Source organism: Salinicoccus sediminis, assembly GCF_000986795.1.
GTDB classification, from domain to species: Bacteria; Bacillota; Bacilli; order Staphylococcales; family Salinicoccaceae; genus Salinicoccus; species Salinicoccus sediminis.
On sequence record NZ_LAYZ01000001.1, the window covers coordinates 181265 to 201934 of the forward strand.

At 51.8% G+C, this 20670-nt stretch carries 15 protein-coding genes and 1 other RNA gene; 10 read left to right on the forward strand and 6 right to left on the reverse strand.

Features of this window, described 5'->3' with window-relative positions; all coding sequences use genetic code 11:
• Positions 1-14: 14 nt before the first annotated feature.
• Entirely contained in the window at positions 15-1529 is a 1515-nt protein-coding gene (locus tag WN59_RS00910; RefSeq protein ID WP_046511186.1) for an ABC transporter permease/substrate-binding protein, read from the reverse strand.
• Positions 1526-2485 (reverse strand): ABC transporter ATP-binding protein, encoded by a 960-nt coding sequence (locus tag WN59_RS00915; protein WP_046511189.1) that lies wholly within the window; start codon positions 2483-2485, stop codon positions 1526-1528. Before WN59_RS00915 ends, WN59_RS00910 begins: the two co-directional genes overlap by 4 nt.
• Positions 2486-2727: 242 nt before the next feature.
• On the opposite strand from WN59_RS00915, the gene ssrS reads away from it, so the two are divergent.
• A non-coding RNA gene (ssrS, locus tag WN59_RS13380) (6S RNA) lies at positions 2728-2919 on the forward strand.
• A gap of 78 nt (positions 2920-2997) precedes the next feature.
• Here the strand turns inward: ssrS and WN59_RS00920 are convergent.
• On the reverse strand, positions 2998-4266 hold the full coding sequence (locus WN59_RS00920; protein ID WP_046511192.1) for a replication-associated recombination protein A: 1269 nt from the start codon (positions 4264-4266) through the stop codon (positions 2998-3000).
• Between the two features lie 81 nt (positions 4267-4347).
• Here WN59_RS00920 and WN59_RS00925 point away from each other — a divergent pair, with 81 nt between their 5' ends.
• Positions 4348-4764 (forward strand): RrF2 family transcriptional regulator, encoded by a 417-nt coding sequence (locus WN59_RS00925; RefSeq protein ID WP_046511195.1) that lies wholly within the window; start codon positions 4348-4350, stop codon positions 4762-4764.
• 36 nt (positions 4765-4800) lie between these two features.
• Here WN59_RS00925 and WN59_RS00930 read toward each other — a convergent pair whose 3' ends face one another.
• Both WN59_RS00930 and WN59_RS00935 read right to left on the reverse strand, forming a co-directional pair.
• The gene (locus tag WN59_RS00930) at positions 4801-6486 is read right to left on the reverse strand and encodes an ABC1 kinase family protein (RefSeq protein ID WP_046511198.1); all 1686 of its coding nucleotides are present in this window, start codon (positions 6484-6486) and stop codon (positions 4801-4803) included.
• A 111-nt stretch (positions 6487-6597) separates the two neighbouring features.
• Positions 6598-7962 (reverse strand): aspartate kinase, encoded by a 1365-nt coding sequence (locus WN59_RS00935; protein ID WP_046512713.1) that lies wholly within the window; start codon positions 7960-7962, stop codon positions 6598-6600.
• A 155-nt stretch (positions 7963-8117) separates the two neighbouring features.
• Between WN59_RS00935 and WN59_RS00940 the strand changes: the two genes are divergently transcribed.
• Genes WN59_RS00940 through thrB form a run of 3 tightly spaced genes read left to right on the forward strand, consistent with a single transcriptional unit; the run spans position 8118 to position 11281 of the window.
• Complete coding sequence (locus tag WN59_RS00940; protein WP_046511200.1) at positions 8118-9344, forward strand: homoserine dehydrogenase; 1227 nt, start codon at positions 8118-8120, stop codon at positions 9342-9344.
• A 1-nt stretch (position 9345) separates the two neighbouring features.
• A complete protein-coding gene (gene thrC / locus WN59_RS00945) occupies positions 9346-10428 on the forward strand; it encodes a threonine synthase (protein WP_046511202.1) in 1083 nt (360 codons plus the stop codon).
• Entirely contained in the window at positions 10409-11281 is an 873-nt protein-coding gene (thrB, locus tag WN59_RS00950) for a homoserine kinase (protein WP_046511204.1), read from the forward strand. Before thrC ends, thrB begins: the two co-directional genes overlap by 20 nt.
• Positions 11282-11325: 44 nt before the next feature.
• On the opposite strand, the gene WN59_RS00955 is transcribed toward thrB, so the two are convergent.
• On the reverse strand, positions 11326-12324 hold the full coding sequence (locus tag WN59_RS00955; RefSeq protein ID WP_046511207.1) for an LLM class flavin-dependent oxidoreductase: 999 nt from the start codon (positions 12322-12324) through the stop codon (positions 11326-11328).
• Between the two features lie 145 nt (positions 12325-12469).
• Between WN59_RS00955 and WN59_RS00960 the strand changes: the two genes are divergently transcribed.
• From WN59_RS00960 to alaS, 5 genes are all read left to right on the forward strand, one after another.
• Complete coding sequence (locus tag WN59_RS00960) at positions 12470-13597, forward strand: cysteine desulfurase family protein (protein WP_082099078.1); 1128 nt, start codon at positions 12470-12472, stop codon at positions 13595-13597.
• A gap of 27 nt (positions 13598-13624) precedes the next feature.
• Entirely contained in the window at positions 13625-14731 is a 1107-nt protein-coding gene (mnmA, locus tag WN59_RS00965) for a tRNA 2-thiouridine(34) synthase MnmA (RefSeq protein ID WP_046511210.1), read from the forward strand.
• Positions 14731-15378, forward strand: a complete 648-nt coding sequence (locus tag WN59_RS00970; RefSeq protein WP_046511212.1) for a tetratricopeptide repeat protein — start codon at positions 14731-14733, stop codon at positions 15376-15378. Before mnmA ends, WN59_RS00970 begins: the two co-directional genes overlap by 1 nt.
• A gap of 24 nt (positions 15379-15402) precedes the next feature.
• Positions 15403-17769, forward strand: coding sequence for an SF1B family DNA helicase RecD2 (recD2, locus tag WN59_RS00975; protein ID WP_046511215.1), 2367 nt, complete (start codon positions 15403-15405; stop codon positions 17767-17769).
• A gap of 251 nt (positions 17770-18020) precedes the next feature.
• Complete coding sequence (gene alaS / locus WN59_RS00980; protein ID WP_046511218.1) at positions 18021-20651, forward strand: alanine--tRNA ligase; 2631 nt, start codon at positions 18021-18023, stop codon at positions 20649-20651.
• Positions 20652-20670 lie beyond the last annotated feature (19 nt).

Sequence of the window (20670 nt, forward strand, 5' to 3'; positions counted from 1 at the left end):
AGATGTCGTTATTTTTATTCTATCAGCCCCGCTTCCTGCAGGTAATCCTGTGCGACCTGGTACGGGTCGTTTCCTTCGACTCCGACCTGGTAGTTCATTTCCTGCATTTCTGTATCGCTGATCTGTCCGCTCAGCTTATTGAGCGGGTCTATGATTTCCGGATGTTCATCCAGGAATTCCTGTGTGAACAACGGTGCGCCCTGGTAAGGGGGGAAGACGTTCTGGTCGTCTTCTAGTATGACCATGTCATACCGTCTGAGGTCTGCATCTGTCGAGTACGCATCCATGAGGTTGATGTCACCATTGTTGATTGCCTGATATCTCAGTTTCGGCTCCATGGTCCGGACGTTGCTGAAGTTCAGGTCATATGCTTCCTGGATGGCCGGATATCCGTCTTCGCGGTCACTGAATTCCAGTGTGAAGCCCGGGTTGATCTGATCTTCGATTGCCTTCAGATCACTGATTGTCTCGAGATCATGTTCCTCTGCGAACTCCCGTTTTACCGCGAGGGTGTATGTGTTGTTAAACTGCATGGGTTCGAGCAGTGTCATGTCGAACTGTTCTTCGAGACTCGATTTGGCCTGTTCATAAACTTCGGCTTCATCTTTTGACTCCAGCGGTTCTTTTGTCAGTTCACCGAGCACTGTGCCGGTGAACTCGAGGTAGCCGTCGATATCACCGGACTCCAGTGCATTGAACAGGAATGATGTCTTGCCGAGCCCGTCTTCGACCTGTACGGTATAATCCGTTTCTTCCTCGATCAGTATTTTATACATATTCGTGATGATGGATGGTTCTGTCCCGAGTTTCCCCGCGATGGTTATGGATTCGTTCTTCTGGCCGAACATAGGTCCCACGGTGATCAGCAGCATCACAAGGAGGATGCTTCCGAGAGTGATGATGATCTTCCTGTACGAGAGGTTCTGGATGATGCGCAGAACGACATCGAAAATGATCGCAAGAAGTGCTGCCGGAATCGCACCGATGATGATCAGGGCTGTGTTGTTCCTGTCGATGCCGAGCAGGATCAGGTCACCGAGGCCGCCGGCGCCGATCAGTGCGGCGAGTGTGGCGGTTCCGATGATCAGCACCATGGCTGTGCGTATCCCAGCCATGATGACCGGCATCGCAATGGGCAGCTCAACTTTCATAAGACGCCTCATGGTCTTCATGCCGATGCCCCTTGCCGCTTCGACAAGTGAGCCGTCGACTTCAACGATTCCGGTATAGGTATTCCTTAAAATCGGCAGTAGTGCATAGATGATCAGAGCGATCACCGCCGGCACTTTGCCGATGCCGAAAAGCGGAATCATCAGTCCGAGGAGGGCCAGGGAAGGGATCGTCTGCATCACTGCTGCAATGTTTATGACGATCTCGGATATCCTTCTAGTCTTAGTAAGTAATATGCCCAGCGGCACACCGATGAGTACGGCGATGAGCAGGGCGATGAACGACAGCTGTATATGTTCAATGAGTGTCGTAAGCAGTTCGCCTTTTCTGGCATTCAATGTCTCGAGCAATGTATTCATCGGTCGTCACCTCTCTGTCTGTCAGCGAGGTACTTGAAGACATCGCGGCTGTTCAGGATTTTTCCATCGCCGTTGCCGCCGTTCACAATGATACCGTCATGTTCGGACAGGTACTGGAAAGCCACCTGGATCTGGGTGTCAGCCGGCACAACCGGGTAATCGGGGTGGTCTGTTGAGGCTTCAGGAGAATGCTTTTGTGCAATATCCCCGATCGTCAGCTGCTGCATTCTGTGGGCATCCAGGTCGCCGATGAAATCTTTGACGAAATCATTCCTGGGTGAGGTGAGGAATTCATCCGGTGTACCGATCTGTTCTGCGTGGCCCTCTTTCAGGAGACAGATCCTGTCGCCCAGTTTAAGTGCTTCCTGTATGTCATGCGTCACGAATACGATGGTCTTTTTGATCTTCTTCTGCAGTTCCACGAGATCATCCTGCAGTTTCTCCCGGCTGATCGGATCGAGGGCACTGAACGGCTCATCCATCAGAATGACCGGCGGGTCTGCAGCGAGGGCCCGGACGACGCCGACACGCTGCTGCTGGCCGCCGGAGAGCTCGGATGGTTTGCGGTTTTTGAACTGTTCCGGGTCCATCCCGACCATTTCCAGAAGTTCATCAATCCGTTTGTCGATATCCGTTTCGGACCATTTCTTCATGAGTGGTACCTGGGCGATGTTCTCCTTGATGGTCATATGCGGGAACAGGGCGATCTGCTGAAGGACATATCCGATGTCCCAGCGCATTTCATAGACCTGGTAGTCGCTGATCGGCCGGTCCTTGAAATAGATATATCCGTTTGTCAGCGGAATCAGTCGGTTGATCATCTTCAGGGTGGTGGTCTTTCCGCAGCCTGACGGACCGATCAGGACAAAAGTTTCACCTTCCTTTATGTCGAAAGTCAGATCATCGACTGCAGTTTTGTTGCCATACCGCTTTGTTACATTTTTAAATTGAATCATATTTACGCTCCTATCGGTTTGCCTATAAGAAAAGTATATAGAAAATCGGTTACAATTAAAATATCCCGGCATACTCCCAAAATGTAAGCAATTGTTCATCTTTAAATATCATACCCGTAATGGAGGATATTATCAGGCAAATGGGAAATGAATGAACAAATATATGTAAAAGCATTAATTTTATCAAAAACAGGCTTTTTAGTTTCTTTTTTCAATAGGGTGTGGTACTATACTTGTAACAGGAATACCTGAGAAGTTCGTGATGTGTTGAATTATATTTTGACCTAACACCTTTTTATACGGGAGCCTAATTGGTTTTCCTGCAAAAAACAAGCCTGCCAGCCAGGACGTTTGGAGCAGGAAACAGGGCACCCACCTGCAAATAGCAGGCCAAAATAATCAACAAATACACACGGCTTTAGCTCGGATATTCCAGTAAGTACCGGATGATTTCATCCGGTGCTTATTTTTTTGTCAAAATTTAAATGGAGCATCTTTCGGATGCTCCATTCCTACATATTTTTAAGCTTGGTGTATATATCGTTCAGCTGCTTTTCGTATTTTGATACATCCGATGTTTCGAAATAATTATTTTTCGTCATCGTATCCGGCAGATACTGCTGTTTGACGACGTGGTTCGGATAGTTATGCGGATATTTGTAGCCGATGGCGTTGCCCAGCTTTTCCGCACTGGAGTAGTGCCCGTCCCGCAGGTGTTTCGGCACCGCTCCGATCTTCCCTTTTCTGATATCCGACAGCGCAGCATCTATGCTTTTGATCGCGCTGTTCGACTTTGGCGACAGCGCGAGTTCGATGACGGCCTGCGAGAGGGGGATCCTTGCTTCGGGGAACCCGAGCCGTTCCGCTGACAGTATGGCGTCGAGCGTCCGGCTGGCAAGCTGCGGGTTGGCGAGCCCGATGTCTTCATAACTGATGACGAGAAGCCGCCTTGCTATGGTTACGAGGTCTCCGGCTTCTATCAGTCTGGCCAGGTAGTGCAGGGCCGCATCGACGTCACTGCCCCGTATGGATTTCTGGAAGGCGCTCATGACATCATAATGCTGATCTCCGTCCTTGTCATGCAGGAATGCTGATTTCTGCATGCAGGCCTCTGCATCGTCCAGTGTGATCGTCACTTTGCCGCCTTCACCTTTCTTTGTACTGAGGGCAGCGAGTTCAAGCGCATTGAGCGCACTCCGGACATCACCGTGGCTGGACAGCACGAAGTGCTCCATCGCCTTGTCTTCGATCTCGATCTCAATACTGCCGAGGCCGCGTTCCTTGTCCTCCATCGCCCTTCTTATGGAGACCCGGATATCTTCCTCCTCGAGTGAGTTGAGTTCGAAGATCTGGCACCGGCTTCTGATCGCGGGGTTTATCGCATGATAGGGATTTGAAGTCGTTGCCCCGATGAGAACGATATTGCCGCTTTCCAGGTGGGGGAGGAGGAAATCCTGTTTCGCCTTGTCGAGCCTGTGGATCTCATCCAGCAGCAGGATGACGGAACCGCTCATCTTCCCTTCATCCGCCACGATCTGCATATCCTTTTTTGTGTTGGTCACCGCGTTCAGTGTCCGGAATTTATAACTGGTTGAGCCCGCAATCGCACTGGCTATGCTGGTTTTCCCGATTCCGGGCGGACCGTAGAGTATCATCGAAGACAGGCGTTTTGCCTGCACCATCCTTCTGATGATGCCGCCTTCACCCACGAGGTGCTGCTGGCCGAGCACTTCATCTATGGATTTCGGGCGCATTCTGAAACTGAGTGGCTGTGTTGACATATTTTCACCTGCTCCTGTGAGTGTGTTATATTTATATTACTACACTACATTTTAACATGAACTTAAGTGATGAGGTGCTTTATGAAAATCTCGACAAGAGGAAGATACGGACTATATTTTATGCTGGCTTTGGCCGAAGATTATGAAGTGAAGAAAAGAAGTGTGAAATCAGTTGCTGAAGAGCGGGGGATCAGCGACCTTTATCTGGAACAGATTGTGGCAAGCCTGAAAAAGGAGAACCTCGTAAAGAGTACACGGGGGGCATACGGCGGATATGAGCTGAATTTCCCGCCGGATGAGATCATGGTCGGCAGGATCTTCCGCACACTGGAAGAGAATATCGTGGCAGTGGAGACGGATGAGAAGGATACCGAAACGGAAAGGTATCTCTGGAGAAGGGTCCGGGATGCACTGAGGGACGTGCTCGACCATACGACGCTTGCCGATCTGCTGAGCCACTCGGAAGACGAAATTGATGATTATATGTTCTATATTTAAAATGCATCCGGAGGAGATCTCCGGATGCATTTTTTGTCAGAACCGCCCTGACTTGAATATGGCGTAAAGCATGCCCATGAACAGTATCATGGCGAGGATGAAGCCGATCTCGATGACGGGTATGTTCCAGAAGATATTGGTCTCTCCGCTCATCGCCTGGCCGATGATCAGTCCGACCATGATGATGCTGAAGGACAGGAGTACGATACTGAATGACAGACGGTTGCCGAGCTGGTCGAGGCGTCTCATATAGTGTTCACTGCGCTTCAGCACGATTTCGACCGGCACCTGTCTTTTCTTCAGTGCCTTTGTGAATTCGTAGAGATTGCCCGAGGCACTGGCGAGATCATCGCTGAAGGCGGTCCACTGGTCGACTGCCCGGCCAGCGATGTTCTTCGGATTATACCGTTCTTTGAGCAGCTGTCTGCCGAAGGGTTCGGCGACATCGACGATGCTGAATTCCGGGTCCAGCTTGCTGACAGTGCTCTCCAGTGTCAGTATTGTCTTGCCGAGTATCGTGAAGTCCGACGGCAGTTTGATGCGGTGTTGGTTGGCGATGCCGAACAGGTCCTGTACCGCTTCACCCAGATGCATCTGGCTGAGCGGGATGTCATAGTACTTGTCCCTGAGCAGCTCGGCATCTTTGGTGAGCTGCTTCATATCGACATCATCCGGCACGACACCCATGCGGGCGATTGCCCGGACCACACCGTCGGCGTCTTTTTTCATCAGGGAGATGAGAAGGGTGCCGAAGTTCACCTTCATTTCCTTTGTCATCTTGCCGACCATGCCGAAGTCCATGAATGCGATGGTTTCCCCGGGCAGTACATTGATGTTGCCCGGATGCGGGTCCCCGTGGAAGAATCCTTCGATCAGAATCTGATGGAAGACGGCATTTGTCACGCGTTCGGCGAGTGTCGTGCGGGAATAGCCGAGTGCCTCGATGGAGTCGAAATCATTGATCCGGATGCCTTCGATGTATTCCATCGTGAGAACGTTTTTTGTGGTTGCTTCCCAGTAGATTTCAGGGATATAGACTGTCCCGTCGTCTGCAAACTGCTTGCCGAGCCGTTCGGTATTCCTTGCTTCTATCGTATAATCGAGTTCCTCCAGTATGGCGCGTGAAAATTCATCGATCATATCCTTCACCTGGTACTGTCTGGCCCAGTTCATGCGGGATTCTGCAAGGGAGGCAAGCCTGTGCAGTATCTCGAGATCATTGCGGACAGTCTGTTCTATATCCGGCCGCTGGACTTTGATGGCGACAGTTTCCCCGCTCAGGAGTTTCCCTCTGTGGACCTGCCCTATGGATGCGGAGCCGAGGGGCTTTTCTTCTATATGCTCGAATATCTCGTCCTTCGTTGCCCCGAGGGACATTTCTATGATTGACACCGCATCTTCGTACGGGAAGGGCGGGACATTGTTCTGCAGCTGTTCAAGCTCATTGATGATGTCGTCCGGCACGAGGTCGGGACGGGTGCTCGCAATCTGTCCGAGCTTGATGAAAGTGGGGCCCATCTCTTCCAGGAAGAGCCGTACGCGTTCCCCTCTGGATTTTTCCGCGTTGTCGCTTTTTCCCTGACGGAGCAGTATCCTCTTGGGCAGTGAAATCATTTCATCCAGTGCAAGTTCCTCTACAATGAAGCCAAACCCCGATTTGGAAAAGGCGATCGCAATTTCCCTGTATCTTCTTATATGCTGTATCCTTTTTTCGAAAATCATATTGACCTCCTGATTCAGATGGTACTGTTGTCCCTTTAATATCAGTATACCCGTAAGAGAGGGGAATCATCTATTGAAATGCAAAAGGGCCTCCCCGGGGAAGCCCTTATCCTATACACTTACATGCTGGAAATAGTTGTTGTAGATTGCCTGCAATGCCTTTTCTTCATCTTCTATGGCGATTGCGAACATCATGCTGATTTCTGACGCTCCCTGGTTAATCATGCTGATGTTGACATTGTTGTCGCTCAGGGCGCTTGTCGTTTTCGTGGCGATGCCGATGTGTTCCTTCATACCTTCACCGACGATCACAAGGAGGACCAGGTCCTCCTCGACATACATATCCTCCGGTTCGAGGTGCTCCTCGATATCTTTCAGTATGTCTTCGAGTTTCGTATTGCCCTCGAACTGGTTGCTCCTGATGATGACTGAAAGGTTGTCTATGCCGGAAGGGATGTGTTCAATGTTGATTTCGTGGTCTTCCAGAATCTGCAGAAGCCGTCGTGTAAAGCCGATCTGCCTGTTCATCAGATATTTCCTGAGTGTGATCGAGGTGAACCCCTCATCACAGCTGATGCCGATGACCGGCATTTCGGGTATGAATTCACGGTCTGCCACAATTTTGGTGCCTTCCACTTCCGGATCGTTCGTATTCCTTATCATGATCGGTGTTTTATTCTTGTACAGCGGTTCGATGGCTTCGTCGTGGAAGACGCTGAATCCGGCATATGAGAGCTCACGCATTTCACGGTACGTAATCTCCTTGATGGCATGCGGACTTTCAATCATGCCCGGATGGGCGGAAAAGATGAAGCTTACATCAGTGAAGTTCTCATAGAGCTCCGCATCCACACCGCGTGCGACGATTGCTCCGGTGATGTCGGAACCGCCCCGCGGAAACGTGACCACCTGGCCGGATTCGGATACGCCGAAGAACCCTGGGATGACAAGGACGTGTTCGGAATAGTCCAGTTTTTGGAGCGCATCATATGATTCAGGGAGGAGCTGTGCGTTGGAGGGTTCATCCGTCACTTTGATGCCTGCCGTGCCGGGTGGCATATATTTCGCAGGTACGCCGGTTTTGTTCAGGAATTCGCTCAGGAGCTGTGCGTTGAAGTCCTCCCCGCAGGATTTAAGCGCATCGAGCAGCCGGTCCCCGTCTTCAATGGTCTCGAGATATTCATTCAAAGTGGCCTCGAAACCTGTCAGCAGTTCTCCGGATATGTCCAGTTCACTGATGATCGATTCGAACCGTTCCAGAATCTGTTCCATGGCATCATCTGTCTTCAGACCGGTCACTTTGTTGCCGTGGAGGGCGATCAGCAGGTCCGTCACTTTTATGTCATCATCAAATCTTTTGCCCGGGGCAGATACGACGACGATTCTTCTCGCCGGGTCACTTTCTATTATATTTGCAACTTTTCTCAACTGTTTGGCTTCGGAGAGGGAACTGCCTCCAAATTTAACTACTTTCATCATCGTTACACCCCGCTTGGAATTTTAAAATCAATAATACAATAAAAATTATGAATTGTGTAGACATTATTCGAAAAACTTCTTGAATTTTTCAACTTTTCACTCTAATATGTTATCTTATACGGTATTCCAGAAACAGGAGGTATAATGACAATATGAAAATAGCGCTACTTGGTTTGGGTACAGTCGGCACCGGTGTCGTCGATGTACTTGGAAGCAACAGAGAGAAGATCGCCGGACTCACTGGTGAGTCACTCACCATCAGCCATGTCCTTGTCAACGATATCAATAAGAAGAGGGGCAGCGGGCTAGACGGGGCGGTCATTACAGATGATATTGAAAAAATCATAGAAGATGACACTATAGATATTGTCATTGAAGTAATGGGCGGCATTGAACGCACCAAAAATATTCTGAAGGCGTTCCTTGAAAAAGGTGTGCACGTAATCAGTGCAAACAAGGATATGCTGGCTGAACATATAGATGAATTGGTTGAAACGGCCAATGAAAATAATGCACAATTGCTGTACGAGGCAAGTGTGGCCGGGGGCATTCCGGTCATCCATGGCATCGAGCACAGCCTGAACAGCAACCAGATCACAAAAGTGATGGGCATCCTGAACGGCACGACGAACTATATCCTGTCAAAGATGACAATTGACGGCTGGGATTACAATCGGGCGCTTGATGATGCCAAGGAGAAGGGATATGCAGAGGCGGATCCGACAAACGATGTCGAAGGCATAGATGCCCAGCGGAAGATCGTCCTGCTCTCCCGCCTTGCCTACGGGCGCACTGTCGATATCGGCACGGTGCCGGTATCCGGCATCAGCGGTGTGGACATTACCGACATCGAGAATGCCGCCCGGGAAAATCTGACACTGAAACTGCTGGGCAAGAGTGAATACAGGGATGGCGCGCTGTCAATCAGTGTCGAACCGGTACTATTGCCGTCGGACCATCAGCTGGCCGGGGTCAACTATGAGAAGAATGCCGTGTTCGTAAACGGCAACGCGGTCGGCGAAGCGATGTTCTACGGTCCGGGCGCCGGCAGTCTGGAGACAGCGTCCGCGGTCGTGTCGGACCTGATCAATGCCGTGCGGTCAAAGGACAGCAGGCATAAGAACTTTGCTCCGGACGCGCCCGCAGCAGTGGAAAACGGCAGCGGCATGAATGAATACTACATCAGGATAAAAAGCAGCGGCGCCGATGACAATCTGCCCGCTGTACTGGACGAATTGTCAATCGGATTCTCGCGCATCGATACGGAGTCGGATTTTGTCATCCGGACTGGACCGACAGAATCCTCCCGGATTGATGAACTGAAACAGAATGATGCTGTAGACGTTGCAGCAGCATATCAAATAGATGGAGTTGAATAGAATGGCGAACTGGCAGGGACTTATAAAAGAATATGCAGAATACCTTCCGGTCGGAGAGGAAACACCGCGTCTTACACTGCATGAAGGGGATACACCGCTCATCCGCCTGGATACGCTTAGCGAAAAGTACGGTTCCGAGATCTATGCGAAATATGAAGGGGCGAATCCGACAGGTTCGTTCAAGGACCGCGGCATGGTCATGGCGGTGGCAAAGGCGAAGGAAGAGGGGGCGCACACTGTAATCTGTGCGTCCACCGGCAATACTTCCGCTTCCGCCGCGGCATACGCATCAAGGGCAGGCCTGAACACGGTCGTCGTCATTCCGGAAGGGAAGATTGCGCTCGGCAAACTCGCCCAGGCGATGATGTACGGTGCCAAGATCGTCTCCATCGAAGGCAACTTCGACGAAGCGCTTAAAATCGTACGTAAAATTGCGGAGGAGAAGAAGGAAATTGCCCTCGTTAACTCGGTGAATCCATACAGGCTGGAAGGTCAGAAGTCCGCAGCGTTCGAGATTGTCGATGCACTCGGCAAAGCGCCCGACTACCTGACGATCCCCGTCGGCAACGCAGGGAATATCTCGGCATACTGGAAAGGGTTCAGGGAATATAATGAAAAGAAAGGTTCAAAGCTTCCGAAAATATACGGTTTTGAAGCAGAGGGCGCGGCGGCCATCGTCAATGACGAAGTGATTGAGCAGCCGGAGACGGTGGCGACCGCCATCCGCATCGGGAACCCGGCAAGCTGGGACCTCGCCACAGCTGCGCGTGATGAATCCGGCGGGATGATCGAAGCGGTTTCGGATGATGAAATACTGGATGCATATGAATACCTTGCAGCGACAGAGGGCGTGTTTGCAGAACCGGGTTCGAACGCAAGTGTCGCCGGAATGCTCCGGTCACTTGAAAACGGCAAGATTGAAAAAGGATCGACGGTGGTCACAGTACTGACCGGAAACGGGCTGAAGGACCCTCAGACAGCCATCGACCGGATTACACAAAAGCCGAAAGTGCTGCCGAATGACGAGGACCAGATCATAGACTATATAGGAAGCATCACCGAAGATGGCAACACACCAGTTTAAAGTGCCGGCTACGAGCGCAAACCTCGGTCCCGGGTTCGACTCCGTCGGCCTTGCGCTTGAGAAGTTCCTGTATATCGAAGCAGCGGAGAGCGAACGGTGGGAAGTTAGGTTCCGCGACGACTTCCTGAAAGTGCTGCCGGATGATGAAACCAACCTCGTAATAGAGACCGCCATCGGCACTGCGCGGAAATACGGCGTGGAAATGCCGCCGCTCAGGATTTCCATGGGGAGCGAAATCCCTCTGACACACGGCATGGGCAGCTCCGCCTCGGCGATCGTTGCAGGCATCGAGCTTGCGGACCGCTTCTGCGGATTGAATCTGAGTGAATTCGAAAAAGTCCTGCGCGGCAGTGAGATAGAGGGCCATCCGGATAATGTGGGGCCGTCTGTTACAGGAGGTCTCTTTGTCGGCTACTATAAAGATGATGAACTCTTCTATAATGCACTCGACCTCGACGGACTTGAAATCATCATGAGTGTCCCCGACTATGAAATCGATACGAAGGCCGCCCGCGGCGTGCTGCCTGAAATGTATCCGAAGCAGGATGCCGTGGACCAGAACGCGATCGGCAATGCGCTGCTCATGGCGATGTTCGCAAAAGACTTCAGGTCTATGGGCCGTCTCATGATGGAGGACCGGCTGCATGAACCGTACCGCAGGGAGCTGATCAGGGAATATGGACCAGTCAGGCAGGCAGCACTCGGGGCGGGCGCATACGCGACGGTCATCAGCGGGGCGGGGCCGACGCTCATGACCGTATGCGACCGGGCGGATTCCGAAAGGGTGCTCGAGGCTCTGAGGAGTGTTCCGGACTGTATACATGAATGCATCCGGCTTTATAAGAAGATATAGGAAAACCCGCACAGGACTGAGCTGTCCTGTGCGGGTTTTCTCTGCTATCCATTGTATTTGGAGACGACTTCTTCGAATATATCATAGGAACGTTTCTGGGCATCTTTGTCATAAATGTAGCTGACCGCCATGATTTCATCGACATTGAACTGGGTCTGGAACAGTCTGAGCTTCTCCAGTACAGTGTCATGGCCGCCGAGCATCGCCACCGGGAACCTGCCCTCCACCGCCTGCTTTTCATAAGGAGACCAGAGCGGTTCCATGTCATCCACCGGCGGCTGGAGTTTCTTGCGTCCGCCGCGTATGACATTGAGCACGAACTGGGAGAGTGTGGTGCTCAAATACTTTGCCGCCTCGTCCGTATCCGCGCAGATGACGTTGAGGCATGCGATCTTGTAAGGTTCCGACAGCTGGTCCGACGGCTCGAATTCCGCCTCATAGATCCGGAAGGCTTCCTCCATCTGTCCCGGTGCAAAATGGGCGGCAAACGCATACGGCAGGCCGAGGCGCGCTGCAATATGTGCAGAGTCCGTGGAGGACCCGAGTATATAGAGTGGGATATTGGCGCCGTTGCCGGGGAACGCCACGACCTGGGTTTCCCTGTCCGAGAGGAAATCACGGATCTCTTCAACTTCCGAGCCGAAAGTGTAGACCCCGTCATGGTTATTCCTTCTGATCGCAGCAGCGGTCCGCATGTCAGTGCCTGGCGCGCGTCCGAGGCCGATGTCGAGCCTGTCGCCGAATATCGCCTGCATCGTGCCGAACTCCTCAGCGACGATGAGCGGCGAGTGGTTCGGCAGCATGACGCCGCCGCTGCCCACACGGATGTTTTCTGTGTGGTGGAGTATATGATGGATCAGCTGCCTTGTGGCTGATGATGCGATGGATGTCGTATTATGGTGCTCCGCCACCCAGTATCTTGTGTATCCAGAGCCGTCGACGTGCTTCGCAAGGTCGACCATATCAGCGATTGCGTCACTGACACCGTGGCCCTCGCGGACGGGTACAAGATTGAGCAGGGATGCGGATATTTTTTTTGGCATGGCTTTTATTCCTCCTTCTATAGAAATAATTATCAGCCAAAGGATTTATTTTGTCTAATAAACGGTTTGGAAAGTATTAAAAACGGCTGTTCCATGTTAAAATCATTTAGTGTATAATTAAATCTATTTGAAAAGCGGAGGGTGAATGGAAGTGGGAGTATATGCAGACTTTGCGGCAACGACACCGATGGATAAGGAAATCATGGAGCAGATGCTTGAGGATTCGATGGAATTCGGCAATCCGTCAAGCATTCATAAAGTGGGCAAGCGTGCAAAAGCTAAACTCGAGCACTCCCGCAGGGAGGCAGCAGGCCTGTTGAATGCGCATCCTTCCGAAATCACATTCACCAGCGGTGCCACCGAAGCGAACAACCTCGCCATCAGGGGCATCGTGTCGCGTTTTGATCATCCACATATCATAACGACTGAAATAGAGCACGCTTCTGTGCTGAACACATATGAAGCGCTGGAAGAGGCGGCTGAGGTGACGTATATTCCGGCAACAGACAAAGGTACAGTCGACACCGCCGCGCTCAAAGCGGCGCTGAGAGAAGATACTGCACTTGTATCTGTCATGCTTGTGAACAACGAAACCGGCGTAATGCAGCCGATATATGAAATCGGCGAAATTCTGGCGGAACATGGTGCGAAGCTGCATGTTGACGCCGTCCAGGCATTCGGCCACGTGGGCATCGATGTAAAGGAGCTCGGTGTGGATCTTCTGACCCTGAGCGGCCATAAGATATACGGGCCTAAAGGTATCGGTGTGCTGTACAGGGAAAAAGATGTGGTCCTCTCCCCGATGATCACCGGCGGCTCCCATGAAAAAGGCAGGCGGAGCGGCACTGAGAACAGCCTGTTCATAGGTGCAATGGCGGCAGCGATGAAAAAGGCGGATGCGGAAAGGACAGTGCGCAGCATCAAAGAGATGCAGCTGAAAGAGAAATTCCTGAACAACATGACCCATGCAGAAATCCCATTTGAAGTGAACGGCGATGTCAATCAGGCGTCAAGCCATATCATCAACATCCATTTCCCGTGGGCTGATTCGGAATTCCTGCTCACCGCACTCGACATGGCGGACATCTATGTTTCCGGCGGTTCGGCATGCAGTGCAGGCACCGTGGAACCGTCGCATGTACTTGAATCGATGTTCGGCGAAGACGCACGCGTCAAAAAATCGGTGCGCTTCAGCTTTTCCCATCTGATGGAGGAAGAGGATATAGACACGATAACAGAAGCTCTCAAGGATATATATGAAAGGCTTTCATAGAAAGCCGATTTGAAAGGAATGAAAGAATTGGATAACAAAGATATTACCGTAGTGGTCGGCATGAGCGGCGGCGTGGACAGCTCCGTAACCGCCAAACTGCTGAAGGAACAGGGTTACAACACAATAGGCATTTTCATGAAGAACTGGGATGATACGGATGAATTCGGTGTATGCACCGCGACGACCGACTATGAAGATGTGAGGCTCGTGGCCGAGGAAATCGGCATTCCGTACTATTCCGTGAATTTCGAAAAGGAATATTACAACAGGGTCTTCCAGTACTTCCTCGATGAATATAAAAAAGGAAGGACGCCGAATCCCGATGTAATGTGCAATAAGGAAATCAAATTCAAGGCGTTTCTGGATCACGCGATGAAACTCGGTGCAGATTATGTGGCAACGGGCCACTATGCACAGGTCATCCGTGATGAGGACGGGGTGAAGATGCTGCGCGGCGTGGATAACAAAAAGGATCAGACATACTTCCTGAACCAGCTTTCCACCGATCAATTGTCGAAAGTCATGTTCCCGCTCGGCCATCTGAACAAACCGGAAGTGAGGGAGCTTGCGCAGAAATATGACCTGGCGACCAAAGACAAGAAAGATTCCACAGGCATATGCTTCATCGGGGAGAGGGACTTCAAGGAGTTCCTGAGCGGCTATCTCCCGGCGAATCCGGGCCGCATGATAGAAATGGATACCGGTGAAGACAAAGGGCGGCATGACGGCCTGATGTACTACACGATCGGCCAGCGTCAGGGCCTCGGCATCGGCGGAGACGGCGGACCTTATTTTGTTTCAGGTAAGAATCTTGAGACGAATGAATTGTATGTCGTGTCCGGGTACGATAACCCCGCACTCAGTTCCTCGAGCCTGGAGGCATCCGGGCTGAACCTGATCAATGACGTGCCGGAAACATTCGAATGTACAGCGAAATTCAGATACCGCCAGGACGATGTGCCGGTCACAGTGACACGTCTCGGCGCCGATGCGATCAAAGTGGATTTCCATGAGCCGGCCCGTGCGGTCACACCGGGGCAGGCTGTCGTCCTCTATGACGGCGATGTATGCCTCGGCGGCGCGACGATCGACCGTGTGTTCAAGGATGCCAAAGTGCTGGAGTATCTTGGATAATGGCACTTGACTATGAGACACTGATAACCGAAGGTAGGACGGAAGAGGCGATAGAGGCGATTTTTGCGGCGATTGAAAAAGAGCCGGAGGAGGAAGCTCACTATATCAACGGCGGCAACATGCTGCACCGTGCGGGCAAGGATGAGGAGGCGGAACGCTTTTTCCAGAAGGCGGTTTCTCTCAATTCAGGCAGCACCAGCGCTTTTTACTCACTGGCTAATCTATACTACGACCACGGCCGTTACGAGGAGGCAGTGCGGCTGTACCTGCTCGCATACGCGAGGAACAGCGGGGATGCCGACCTGAACTTCATGCTGGCGATGTCGCATGTGCATCTTGGAGCATCTGAAAAGGCGCTGCAGTTCTTTGAAGCGGCGCACGACGCGAAGCCCGGGGACACTGTCATCAGTTTCCAGTACGGGCTGCTCTGCTGCCAGCTGGGGCTTTACGACCCGGCTGAAAAGCTGCTCGGCAAAGTGACGGACAGGGAACAGCATGCCGATGCGGAGTACAATATGGGGCTGTTGAAGCTCATGAAGTATGATGACAAAGATGCGGCCATCATTCATTTTGAGAAGGCCAAAGATATACAGGAAGACCATCATCTGGCGCACAACGCCATTAAAAACCTGAAAGATACCGAGTAAAGCCCCCAAGGAAAGTGATCCCGGATGGAACAGTCGACAATCTATGATGATATATATATCACAGGGGAAGTGGAACGCGTCATATTCATGAGTGAACAGACGCGTTTTGCTGTCCTCAAAGTGAATATAAGCGAGACCAACACCCATTTCAATGACGAAGCCATTGTGACGGGGTATTTTCATGCCGTCTCGGAAGGTGATTCCTACCGTTTTTCCGGAAAGATCACCAACCACGCAAGGTACGGCGAGCAGTTCAGTGCAGATTCCTTCAAAAAGGAGCTGCCGAATACTGTGCGGGGGGTCATCCAGTACCTCTCCGGTGATACATTCCCCGGGATCGGTGAAAAGACTGCCAAAAAAATCGTGGAATCACTCGGGGTGAATGCGCTTGAGAAGATATCGGATGATGCTTCTGTTCTTAAGGATGTCGGCGGACTGCAGAAAAGCAAGATGGAGATGATCCACCGTACGATTCTGGAAAACCGGCAGACCGAGCAGTCGGTGATCAAACTGACGGAGCTCGGCTTCGGCCCCAGGATGAGTGCCAAAATCCTCAGGACCTACCAGGATGAGACGATGGACATCATCGAAAAAGAGCCGTACAGGCTTGTGATGGATATTGAAGGGGTCGGTTTCGCCACTGCCGACAAGATTGCGATATCCTCAGGAATCGCCATGAACGACCCGGGCCGGCTTGAGGCCGGCATAATGTACGTGATGGAATCGACGATTATGGGTGATGGGCACACCTATATCGATATGGAAGAGCTGATCGCGCTTGCCGATGAGCTCCTCAGCAGGAACGGCAGCCGCAATTTCACTGATGACGAAATAAAGCAGGCGATCGCGACGCTTTCGGACCGCGACCAGCTTGTCGAGTATTCCGGCCGCATCTACATCCCCTCACTGTTCTACTCGGAATATAAATCCTCCGAACAGATCTACCGTCTGATCAACGACAGGACGGACATCTCGATCAGCGGGGAGAAGGCGGGGGATATGGTCGCTGAAATCGGTGAACATTTCGGCATCGACTACAACACCAGGCAGAAGGAAGCGATCATCTCTGCCTTGACCAGGAAGATTTCGATCATCACCGGCGGGCCGGGAACAGGCAAGACGACGATCGTCAAAGGGATCATCAATGCCTATCACCGGCTGCATAAGCTCAAAGACTATGAGGATTACGAAAAGGATGAGTACCCGATACGGCTGATAGCGCCGACCGGCCGCGCCTCAAAAAGGCTGAGCGAGACTGCAGGCATCGGGGCGTCAACCATCCACCGGCTCATCGGCTGGGGGATGGACACGGGCAAGGATGAGATCATCGATGCGGAAATTGATGCGGAACTGATCATCATCGATGAAATGTCCATGGTCGATACATGGCTGTTCTACCAGTTCATGAGAAATGTCAAACCGTATACGATCCTCGTCTTCGTCGGCGACCGCGACCAGCTGCCTTCGGTGGGTCCGGGCACAGTATTCAAAGATCTGATCGCATCGGAAGTCGTTCCTGTAACAGAGCTCGACACCATCTACCGGCAGGGTGAAGGCTCATCCATCATCCGTCTCGCCCATCAGATAAAAATGCGCGAACCGATGGACATCACTCAGAAATTCAGCGACCGGCTCTTCATCCCGGCCCGGGTCAATCAGATACCGGACCTTATCGAAAAGGTCGTCGACAAGGCGGTCGGCAAGGGGTATGACATGCGGGATATCCAGGTCCTCGCCCCCATCTACAGGGGGAACGCCGGCATATCCAAACTCAACCAGATACTGCAGACGATACTCAATCCCAAAGAGGATGACAAGAGTGAAATCGAATTTGGCGATGTCATCTTCCGCGAAGGGGATAAAGTCATCCAGCTCGTCAACCGCGGCGAGGACAACGTATTCAACGGCGACTCCGGCATAATCGAATCCATCTTGTTCAAGGATCAGGACGAGGCAGAGAAGGATACGCTCATGGTGGATTTCGACGGCATCCACATCGCCTACGAACGGAAAGAACTGACGGAGCTGTCCCATGCCTACTGTACCAGCATCCATAAGGCCCAGGGCAGTGAATATCCGATCGTCATCATGCCTGTTGTGAAAAGCTACTATCATATGCTGATGAAGAATATCGTGTATACAGGGATTACGCGTGCCAGGGAATCCCTCATCATCTGCGGTGATGCGGAAGCTTTCTACGATGCACTCGGCCGCGAGGGGATAGAACGCAACACCTCGCTCCTGGAAATGATCCATTCACTGTTCGGGGTCCAAGCTGAACAGCAGGAAGACGGCCTGCCGGAAGAGGATACCGTACTGACCGGGGAGAATATGATGAAAATCCCGGCGATGATCAACATGGGGGAAGTATCCCCCTATGATTTCAATTGACAGGCGGGGTCTGAATATCTATAATCAGAGTCAAGAAAGCTGGAAAATCGAGTTGGCGATGCGCCCTGGACAGAGACATTGTGGCTGGTGGAAACAATGATGCGTCCGTCACCGTGCTGTTTTCCGGTACAACGTGATAATACAGGAGTGATGGCTCAGGCCATAACTTGGGTGGTACCGCGGTCCAGATCGTCCCATTTTCTTGGGGCGGTCTTTTTTTATTTCGTAAATTTGGATATGGAGTGATACACATGAAAAAAAGAACAGGCAACGAATTAAGGGAGCTTTTCCTTGAATACTTTAAAAATATGGATCACATGGTGGAGCCGAGTGCACCGCTTGTGCCGATTGACGATGACTCCCTGCTGTGGATAAACTCGGGTGTTGCGACGCTGAAAAAATATTTTGACGGCCGGGTGATACCGGAGAATCCGAAAATCGTGAATGCCCAAAAAGCGATCCGCACGAACGATATTGAGAACGTCGGTTTCACCGCCCGCCATCATACTTTCTTTGAAATGCTCGGCAACTTTTCAATCGGGGATTACTTCAAGAAGGAAGCGGTCGAATATGCATGGGATTTCCTGACGAATAAGCAATATATCGGCTTCGATCCGGATCTCCTGTACGTGACAATCCATCCGGAGGATGAAGATGCGTACAGGATATGGAGCGAGGATATCGGCCTTGAGCCTTCCCGCATCATCCGTATCGAAGGCAACTTCTGGGACATCGGGGAAGGTCCGTGCGGACCGAACAGTGAAATATTCTATGACCGGGGCCCGTCCTACGAACTGGATTCACCGGCCGGGGAATTGTACCCGGGCGGCGAGAACGAGAGGTATCTTGAAATATGGAACCTGGTGTTCAGTGAATTCAATCACAACAAGGACGGGTCATATACACCGCTTCCGAAAAAAAACATCGATACCGGCATGGGGCTCGAGAGGCTTGCCAGCGTCATCCAGGAGGCGCCGACAAACTTTGATACGGACCTGTTCACACCGATTCTTGCCTCCCTTGAGGAAATCAGCGGCAGCAGGTACGGCCGGGATGAAGCGGTGGATACTGCATTCAAAGTGATCAGCGATCACATAAGGACTGTCAGCTTCGCAGTGGCGGATGGGGCGCTCCCTTCAAACGAAGGGCGCGGTTACGTCCTGCGCCGCCTCATCAGGCGCGCTGTACGGTTCAGCAAGGATCTCAATATCAAACGCGCGTTCATGTACGAGCTTGCCGACACCGTGGCGGATGTCATGGGCGGATTCTACACCAACGTACGCGAGCGCCGTGACTTCATCAAGGAAGTCATCAAGAAGGAGGAGGAACGCTTCCTCGTCACGCTCGATGAAGGCATCCGCATATATGAGGGTCTGCGTGATGAAGCGAGAAAGAACGATTCGGTCATCAAAGGTGAAGATGCATTCCGCCTCTATGACACATACGGCTTCCCGTATGAACTGACCCAGGAATATGCCGGGCAGGACGGGCTCAGTGTGGACGAGGAAGGCTTCATCGAGGAGATGAAACAGCAGCGCGAACGTGCAAGGAATGCCAGGAAATCGGGTGAATCCATGCAGGTGCAGTCTGAAACGCTCGCCGGCATCACTGAACCGAGTGAGTTCACAGGCTATCAGTCCAAAAAAGAGGAAGCTGTCCTCACCCATATCATCAAAGACGATAATGCGCTTGATTCGCTGGCGGAGACGGGTGAGGTTGAACTTCTGTTCGACAGGACACCGTTCTATGCTGTAAGCGGCGGACAGGTGGCTGACAAAGGCACCATTGAGAGCGGGGACTCAAGACTTGAAGTCACATCCGTCTACAAAGCGCCGAACGGCCAGAATGTACATGTCGCAAAACTGCTCAGCGGTACGATCAATACGGGCGAGACCTATACACTCGCTGTCAGCCGTGATGAGCGCAATTTCATCATCAAGAACCATACAGCGACACACCTGCTTCACCAGGCGCTCAAGGATACGCTCGGCGACCATGTGAACCAGGCCGGCTCCCTTGTGGAGAGTGAACGTCTGCGCTTTGACTTCTCCCACCTCGAAGGCCTGTCCGACGCAGAAATAAAAACCATCGAGGAGATTGTGAATGAAAAGATATACGAAAATCTTGAAGTCCATATCTCTGAAATGCCGATCGAGGAAGCAAAGGAGAAAGGCGCAATGGCGCTTTTCGGCGAGAAATACGGCAATGTCGTGCGTGTCGTTGATATTGACGAATACTCCGTGGAACTCTGCGGCGGCATACATGTCAGGAACACTGCAGAAATCGGTCTGTTCAAGATCGTTTCAGAATCAGGCATCGGTGCAGGTGTGCGCCGGATCGAAGCGGTGACGAGCAGATATGCAGCGGATGTCTACAAGGAAAAAGAGGAACGGCTGAATGAAATCGCCGCAAAACTGAAAGTGAAGGAAAGCCAGGTCGTGAAAAAGGTGGATTCAGTCCAGGCAGACATCCGTGAGCTGAAAGAAGAAAACAAGTCGCTCAAGGCCAGGAGGCAGGATGAGAAACTCAGCAATATCGATGAGCTGGCGGAAACGGTCGCAGGCGTGCGTGTAATCGCCGCAGAAGTCCCGGCGGGCAGTGCGAAAGAGCTCAGGGAAACGATGGACAACATCAAGTCGAAAGCCCAGGACGCAGTCATCGCACTTGCATCCCAGAATGAAGGCAAGGTTTCACTTGTCGTAACCGTCCCGAAAGAGCTGACCAACACAGTGAGGGCCGGAGATATCATGAAGGAGATGGCGGAAGCCGTCGGCGGAAAAGGCGGCGGCCGCCCGGATATGGCCCAGGGCGGCGGAACAGATCCTTCGAATATAACAATTGCGTTACAATTGGCCAAAAACCACATTAAAAGTTCATTCTAGGCATCCAGAAATGCTATAA

Coding starts and splice junctions, on each gene's coding strand:
- WN59_RS00970 (WP_046511212.1), top strand. CDS start 14,731: ATGGCACTTGACTATGAGACACTGATAACCGAAGGTAGGACGGAAGAG.
- WN59_RS00930 (WP_046511198.1), bottom strand. CDS start 6,486: ATGATTTTCGAAAAAAGGATACAGCATATAAGAAGATACAGGGAAATT.
- WN59_RS00935 (WP_046512713.1), bottom strand. CDS start 7,962: ATGAAAGTAGTTAAATTTGGAGGCAGTTCCCTCTCCGAAGCCAAACAG.
- thrC (WP_046511202.1), top strand. CDS start 9,346: ATGGCGAACTGGCAGGGACTTATAAAAGAATATGCAGAATACCTTCCG.
- thrB (WP_046511204.1), top strand. CDS start 10,409: ATGGCAACACACCAGTTTAAAGTGCCGGCTACGAGCGCAAACCTCGGT.
- WN59_RS00960 (WP_082099078.1), top strand. CDS start 12,470: ATGGAAGTGGGAGTATATGCAGACTTTGCGGCAACGACACCGATGGAT.
- recD2 (WP_046511215.1), top strand. CDS start 15,403: ATGGAACAGTCGACAATCTATGATGATATATATATCACAGGGGAAGTG.
- WN59_RS00940 (WP_046511200.1), top strand. CDS start 8,118: ATGAAAATAGCGCTACTTGGTTTGGGTACAGTCGGCACCGGTGTCGTC.
- WN59_RS00915 (WP_046511189.1), bottom strand. CDS start 2,485: ATGATTCAATTTAAAAATGTAACAAAGCGGTATGGCAACAAAACTGCA.
- WN59_RS00955 (WP_046511207.1), bottom strand. CDS start 12,324: ATGCCAAAAAAAATATCCGCATCCCTGCTCAATCTTGTACCCGTCCGC.
- alaS (WP_046511218.1), top strand. CDS start 18,021: ATGAAAAAAAGAACAGGCAACGAATTAAGGGAGCTTTTCCTTGAATAC.
- WN59_RS00920 (WP_046511192.1), bottom strand. CDS start 4,266: ATGTCAACACAGCCACTCAGTTTCAGAATGCGCCCGAAATCCATAGAT.
- WN59_RS00910 (WP_046511186.1), bottom strand. CDS start 1,529: ATGAATACATTGCTCGAGACATTGAATGCCAGAAAAGGCGAACTGCTT.
- WN59_RS00925 (WP_046511195.1), top strand. CDS start 4,348: ATGAAAATCTCGACAAGAGGAAGATACGGACTATATTTTATGCTGGCT.